Here is a 6171-nt window from a genome sequence, read left to right as displayed (position 1 = left end):
CCGCCAATGATAATAATTCTCATATTCTCATATTCCTTTTATGCCAACCGGTACTACTACCGAGCATGTTTAATCTTTGTTAATCTTTACATTATAAACATTAAAGACTTAGCTTTACACCTGAATTCTACAATTTGTTTCTTTAACCGTTTTAGGTATTAAGCCAAGCTAAGTAAACTTGACGATGATTTGGTGAGCCATCAAATTCTTTATTACGCAAATCGCACAAAGCAAACACTAGTTTAAAGGCGCGGCGACAAACTTGTAGCCGTGCCTGTCATTGATATAGCCAATGCCATTTACAGCCATATTGAGATACCAGAAAACAGTAACTGGCCACTAAATATTAGCAACGGTACAGAAAGCGACTTAAGCACGACAGCGTAAACTCTCGGGTTGAACCGCTCTCCTAAGGCTTTAATAAAGAGAGCCACAGAAAATTTCGTAATACACAGACTAAATAATGTACAAACAATAAATACAACAGCCTCTATATTAGAGCCCATGAAAATATAGCTACTGCCAATAGTTAGCCAAAATATATACGGTGCTGGATTTAGGAAGTTAATTTTTACTGCCGTAGCTAAGCTTGAGCTTTTGCTACCCCCGACACTAGGGTCGATGTTGTTTGGAGTTTTAAGTATTTTGTATGCAATAAGAGCTAGGTACATAGAGCCAAAGACAGAAATCGCAGAGATAAACAAGCCTATATCATTAAGCTGCAACGTTAACAGCAATGCCAGAAGTATAATTGGCCCATCGGTTACAATAGGTGCAAGGCTAGCCATAAACCCATTGTAATTACCTTTTGACATGGTTTGATGAATCACAAACACACCTAAAGGCCCCGGTTTCAGCCCTGCCACTAAGCCAAAAGTTAATGCTGCTAATGCGAAATACATGATATACCCAGTAGGTTACAACCCTACTAATAATGGCGAAGAAACAGGGTGGTTTTATTTGGAACGAAGGCTTCCCTGCATATAAGTAGTTGCATACTTAACCTGCTTATTGTTCATACTGTCCAAGAGTTATAAAACCTGTATTCGTATGGATACTTTGTTCATTGTAATAACTACCCAAATAGTAACTCAAGGTCATACTTAATTCATATTGGTTGATTATAGATTTGAGTCAACGAGCTTTTTTGCCTAGCCATTATCAGTATCTAATACGAAGCTAAGCTTGGCATCACAAAGGTTGGTTTTAGCCAGTGTGCGTATTTCTTTTGCCAGTTGGCGATAAAAGCCCCGATTAGGACAATTCTGGCGCCATGCTAAAACGTGCATTCTTGATAAATTTAGCTGATCAATATCTCTAACGCTTGGCTGACTAATATTGATGATATCTGCCGCACCACGAAATATTGCAGACTCTGCAAGGCAGACAAAGTATTCCAACTGTCTTAGTGTCGGGGTTTCATGAGCCATTACAAGCGCAAATCCTCTATCAGTGTACTTTTCTATGATAGATTAATACTATCAATATAATTGTAGTACTTCTATTGAGCTATCAGTATCCGCAGTGCATATTACGCGAGCTTGAACTTCAATACCCAGCGTAAAAGCAATGGTTTATGAGCGTTTTTTTCAAGCATTACGTTGACAAGTTGAAACTATACGACTAGCTTCAAATAGAGATAAATTGTTGCGCTTTCACAAGAAATTTAGCTCTGGTTAGAGTGTTACCACCATTGACCTCTTATAATGATTGAAAATACCATATAAAAAATGTTACAAATCAACGTTCCCCAGCTAGCTATGATTCGAATTAACAATAAAGCCGGTATTCATTAAATGCATATATTTAAATGGGCAGTACTACTTTCAGCGTTCTGGTTGTTACTTTCTGGCTACATCCAACCACTATTACTTAGTTTCGGAGCCGTTTCTGTCATCATCGTACTTTTTGTCTTAAAACGTATGGATGAAGTAGATGAAGAGCCACAAGAGATTGGGACAGGTTTACGATTAATTCGATACATTCCATGGCTAATTGGGCAGATCATTGGCTCTAGCGCCCACGTTACAAAACTGATCTGGACTTCGTCAAATAAGGTTTCGCCAAGCTTGGCGAAAATAGATATAAAAGAAATACCTCCGAGCAATCATGTTTTATACGCAAATTCCATAACACTCACACCTGGCACCTTAAGCGTAGATTTGGAGGATGGTGAACTGACTGTTCACGCACTGCAAAAGTCCTCGTTAGAAGAACTCGAACAAGGTGCTATGGAAAATAAAATCGCCGGGATATGGGGTAATAACAAGTGACAGGAATATACGCTGCTGTTTGTATCGCTATTTTGGTTGTTATGGCTATCGCTTTGGCCAGAGCATTCGATGCGCCAACCGTTTACGACCGTATTCTAGGAGTAAACATGTTTGGCACCAAGACTGTTCTTTTTATTGCGGCCGCCGGTTATATGATGGGACGCCCAGACTTCCTGGACATTGCCATTGTGTACGCATTAATCAACTTTACAGGGATGGTTGCGGTACTTCGCTTTTTCGAATACACAGCGCCAATTGAATAAAACTTAAATAATAATGGTTGGACATGTTTGTCTTAGATATTGTTAGTAGCCTCCTGCTAATAGCAGGCGTTTTCTTCGGCTTAAGTGGTGCCGTTGGACTTTTTAAATTCCCGGATTTCTTCACTCGCGTTCACGCAGCGAGTGTCACGGACTCTATTGCAGCCATTCTGATCATAGGCGGTCTCCTCTTGCAGACGTCTTTCGATTTAAATACCGCAAAACTTTTATTCATACTGGTGTTTTTGATGCTTACCAGTCCTACCGCTTCTCATGCTCTTGCTAAGTCAGCCCGTCATGGCGGCTTACTTACAATTGCTGAAACCAAGAAAGAACAACAGGAGCAAACGCACTAATGGCCGAACTGATCGACTTGGTACTGCTTGCTATGTTGGCGCTCACTGCTTTACGCATTATATTTTTGAAAGATTTATTTGCTGTCGTCATGCTCTTCGGAATATATAGTTTTCTGTCAGCATTGATATTCGTAAACCTTGACGCAGTTGATGTCGCGTTCACCGAGGCATCGGTTGGTGCGGGCATATCTACAGTACTCATGCTTGGCACACTGGCATTAACTGGTAGAAAGGAAAAGCAAAGTGCCCACTCTTCAATCCTCCCTTTGGTTGTAGTCTGCGTAACCGGCGCTGCCTTGATCTACGGCACGCTCGACATGCCTCCCTTTGGGCACCCTGACAACCCAGTACACGAACATGTCGCTCCACGCTATATAGAAGAGTCACCTAAAGAAGTCGGATTACCGAACATGGTGACATCAGTACTTGCAAGCTATCGTGGCTTCGATACTTTAGGAGAAACGGTTGTTGTATTTTCAGCAGCAATTGGTGTCTTAGCATTACTTGGCGTAAGGCGCCGCGAAGAAAGTGATGCGCCAGAATCTGGTTTAAAAGCGCACCACGTACTGCACGTTGTTGCCAAGCTAATTATTCCCTTGGTTATACTGTTTGCACTGTATGTTCAATTTCATGGTGATTTCGGCCCTGGGGGCGGTTTTCAGGCCGGTGTCATCGCTGCTGCGGCTTTCATTTTGTACGCTTTAGTCTTTGGGACACCAAGCTCATTTGAAGTAGTAAGCCCAAAGTTTTTGCAATTAATGGCCTCTTTTGGCGTACTGCTTTACGCCAGCGTTGGCTTGTACAGCATGCTTAAGGGCGGCCAATTCCTTGATTACAACAAAATCGCAGCAGACCCAATCGCTGGCCAACACTACGGTATAATTATCATTGAACTTGGTGTTGGTATTACAGTGTTTGCCGTTATGCTTAGTATTTTCTATGCCTTCGATAGCCAGGCTGAGAGGTCTAACATCCAGTGAACTTTATTCTCGATTACTACAATTACTGGATCGTCGTATTTTTGATGATGACCGGTTTCTATATCGTTATATCCGCAAATAACCTGGTCAAAAAGGTCGTTGGTTTAAACGTCTTTCAGACCTCAGTTTTTATGCTTTACATTTCTATGGGTAAAGTCACTGGCGGCACCGCACCAATTGTCGTCGAAGGGGTTTCTCAATACTCTAACCCCCTCCCTCATGTTTTGATTCTCACAGCAATTGTTGTCGGCGTTGCGACAACGGCTGTGGGGCTTTCACTAATTGTTCGGATCAAACGGGCTTACGGCACAGTTGAAGAGAACGAATTTGAAAACAAGGATGATGCCATCTAATGCTTGACCAACACCTGGCTGTGCTTCCTATAATTTTGCCCCTGATAGCAGCACCTATCACACTCGTTTTGGGCCGTTCAATACTATCTTGGTGTTTTGCCACGCTAATAAGCGCTTGGGCCTGCCTGGTCTCGTGGCAGCTATTAGTTGCAGCTCTATCTGATGGCGCACTTAGCTATGCTGTCGGTGGCTGGCCACCACCCTGGGGGATAGAATTACGTATCGATGCCGCTAACGCGTTTATTCTGTTAGCCGTATCAGCGCTTTCAACACTTGTTCTAATTTACTCAAAGGACAGTATTGAAAAAGAAATCGACCCATCAAAACACTCACTATTCTACACTGCACACCTACTATGTCTTGCCGGCCTTTCTGGCATACTAGTTACTGGTGATGCCTTTAATCTCTTCGTGTTTCTTGAGATTTCCTCGCTTGCAACCTATACCCTTGTTAGCCTGGCTTCGGATCGACGCTGCTTAACTGCTGCTTTTCGCTATCTAGTGATGGGAACGATCGGTGCAACGTTTATCCTGATAGGCGTTGGCATGCTTTATATGAAGACAGGCACCCTTAACATGCTAGACCTTGCAGGCCGTATCGACGTATATGACAGCAGCCGCACGATCAATACCGGGCTCGCATTTATTATGGTCGGCGTCAGCATCAAGCTTGCTTTATTCCCATTACATATGTGGCTTCCTCCCGCTTATACCCATGCGCCCTCAGCTGTTACCGCGTTTTTGGCCAGCACAGCGACTAAAGTTGCAGTGTATGTGATGATTCGTTTCATCTTTACAATATTCGGGGCTGACCATGTTTTCACCGATATGGGCATGGATCTAATTTTGATGGTCTTGGCTGTCGTCGCAATTTTCAAGTGCTCTTACATGGCAACCGTGCAGAGCAACGTTAAAACAGTCCTTGCTTATAGTAGTGTTGCGCAAATTGGTTATATGATTCTCGGACTGAGCTTAGTCAGCGTAACAGGTTTGATGGCGGGACTTATCCACATATTTAACCATGCACTCATGAAAGGAGCTTTGTTTATGGCCGTCGGTGCCGTCTTTTATCGCGTAGGCTCTGTTGATATAAAAGCGTTCAGAGGTTTGGGCAAACACATGCCTTTAACCATGGCGGCATTCACAATTGCTGGCCTGAGTATAATCGGCGTACCGCTCACCGTTGGTTTTGTAAGTAAATGGTATCTGGTGACAGCAGCGCTAGAACAAAATCATTGGGTACTTGCTGCACTTGTACTTGCTGGCTCATTGTTAGCGGTAATCTATATTGGCCGGGTATTAGAGGCTGCGTATTTCCAAAAACTACCAGAATCACAAAACCCTAATAATATTAAAGAAGTTCCCTGGCTAATGCTGGCTCCGATGTGGGCACTTGTATTGGCAAACATTTATTTTGGTATCGATACAAGCTTGACTACCGACGCTGCAAATAGCGCATCTCAATGGTTATTCCAGAATACAACCTTAAGTATTAATGCTCAGGAGGTTTCTCCATGAACCTCTGGCAAGGTATTGAGCCATCACAGCTGATCACCCTCTCGATTCTTGTACCTTTTATTGGTGCGTTAATCGTTATCGCAACAGGTAAGAACCCAAACATCAGAGAGGCTGTCACATTAAGTACAGCAGCTATCTTATTCTCTATCGTATTAGCAATTACCGACTATACCTTTCAGGGTGTTGCCCTTAAGCTTGATGTTATCGACTTATTTCCAGGTCTTGGGATCAGCTTTGAAGTTGAACCCCTTGGCGTACTTTTCGCTATTGTAGCGAGCTTCTTGTGGATCATTACCAGCATCTACGCGATTGGTTATATGCGAGGCCACAATGAAGAAAACCAAACTCGATTTTTCTGCTGCTTCGCACTGGCGATCAGTTCCGTTATGGCAATTTGCTTCTCAGGCAACCTGCTAACACTATTCATATTTT

At 42.9% G+C, this 6171-nt stretch carries 8 protein-coding genes and 1 pseudogene; 7 read left to right on the top strand and 2 right to left on the bottom strand.

Annotated elements, in window-relative coordinates; translation table 11 throughout:
• Positions 1-299: 299 nt before the first annotated feature.
• Positions 300-902, bottom strand: a complete 603-nt coding sequence (locus tag A3766_RS01025; protein ID WP_068510259.1) for a LysE family translocator — start codon at positions 900-902, stop codon at positions 300-302.
• A gap of 249 nt (positions 903-1151) precedes the next feature.
• Positions 1152-1430 carry a LysR family transcriptional regulator gene (locus A3766_RS01020; protein ID WP_068567256.1) on the bottom strand — a complete coding sequence of 93 codons (279 nt, stop codon included), beginning with the start codon at positions 1428-1430 and terminating at the stop codon, positions 1152-1154.
• A gap of 366 nt (positions 1431-1796) precedes the next feature.
• Here A3766_RS01020 and A3766_RS01015 point away from each other — a divergent pair, with 366 nt between their 5' ends.
• From A3766_RS01015 to A3766_RS00985, 7 genes and pseudogenes are all read left to right on the top strand, one after another.
• Positions 1797-2273, top strand: a complete 477-nt coding sequence (locus tag A3766_RS01015; RefSeq protein ID WP_068509907.1) for a Na+/H+ antiporter subunit E — start codon at positions 1797-1799, stop codon at positions 2271-2273.
• The gene (locus A3766_RS01010) at positions 2270-2536 is read left to right on the top strand and encodes a monovalent cation/H+ antiporter complex subunit F (protein ID WP_231872273.1); all 267 of its coding nucleotides are present in this window, start codon (positions 2270-2272) and stop codon (positions 2534-2536) included. The genes A3766_RS01015 and A3766_RS01010 overlap by 4 nt, the downstream gene beginning before the upstream one ends.
• A gap of 23 nt (positions 2537-2559) precedes the next feature.
• The gene (gene mnhG / locus A3766_RS01005) at positions 2560-2889 is read left to right on the top strand and encodes a monovalent cation/H(+) antiporter subunit G (protein ID WP_068510913.1); all 330 of its coding nucleotides are present in this window, start codon (positions 2560-2562) and stop codon (positions 2887-2889) included.
• Positions 2889-3869 (top strand): DUF4040 domain-containing protein, encoded by a 981-nt coding sequence (locus tag A3766_RS01000; RefSeq protein WP_082865135.1) that lies wholly within the window; start codon positions 2889-2891, stop codon positions 3867-3869. The genes mnhG and A3766_RS01000 overlap by 1 nt, the downstream gene beginning before the upstream one ends.
• Complete coding sequence (locus A3766_RS00995) at positions 3866-4222, top strand: cation:proton antiporter subunit C (protein ID WP_082865136.1); 357 nt, start codon at positions 3866-3868, stop codon at positions 4220-4222. Before A3766_RS01000 ends, A3766_RS00995 begins: the two co-directional genes overlap by 4 nt.
• Complete coding sequence (locus A3766_RS00990) at positions 4222-5739, top strand: monovalent cation/H+ antiporter subunit D family protein (protein WP_068508492.1); 1518 nt, start codon at positions 4222-4224, stop codon at positions 5737-5739. The genes A3766_RS00995 and A3766_RS00990 overlap by 1 nt, the downstream gene beginning before the upstream one ends.
• A pseudogene (locus A3766_RS00985) lies at positions 5736-6171 on the top strand (monovalent cation/H+ antiporter subunit D family protein); the annotation flags it as partial. The gene A3766_RS00990 and the pseudogene A3766_RS00985, both read left to right, overlap by 4 nt.

The sequence above is a fragment of the Oleiphilus sp. HI0132 genome (assembly GCF_001635845.1).
The sequence above is the reverse complement of the archived record's forward strand: the minus strand, read 5'-3'. Positions and strand labels throughout refer to the sequence as shown.

What these genes read in the sequence shown, in the direction of transcription:
- A3766_RS01025 (WP_068510259.1), bottom strand. Translation starts at nt 902, where the DNA reads ATGTATTTCGCATTAGCAGCATTAACTTTTGGCTTAGTGGCAGGGCTG.
- A3766_RS01020 (WP_068567256.1), bottom strand. Translation starts at nt 1,430, where the DNA reads ATGGCTCATGAAACCCCGACACTAAGACAGTTGGAATACTTTGTCTGC.
- A3766_RS01015 (WP_068509907.1), top strand. Translation starts at nt 1,797, where the DNA reads ATGCATATATTTAAATGGGCAGTACTACTTTCAGCGTTCTGGTTGTTA.
- mnhG (WP_068510913.1), top strand. Translation starts at nt 2,560, where the DNA reads ATGTTTGTCTTAGATATTGTTAGTAGCCTCCTGCTAATAGCAGGCGTT.
- A3766_RS01000 (WP_082865135.1), top strand. Translation starts at nt 2,889, where the DNA reads ATGGCCGAACTGATCGACTTGGTACTGCTTGCTATGTTGGCGCTCACT.
- A3766_RS00990 (WP_068508492.1), top strand. Translation starts at nt 4,222, where the DNA reads ATGCTTGACCAACACCTGGCTGTGCTTCCTATAATTTTGCCCCTGATA.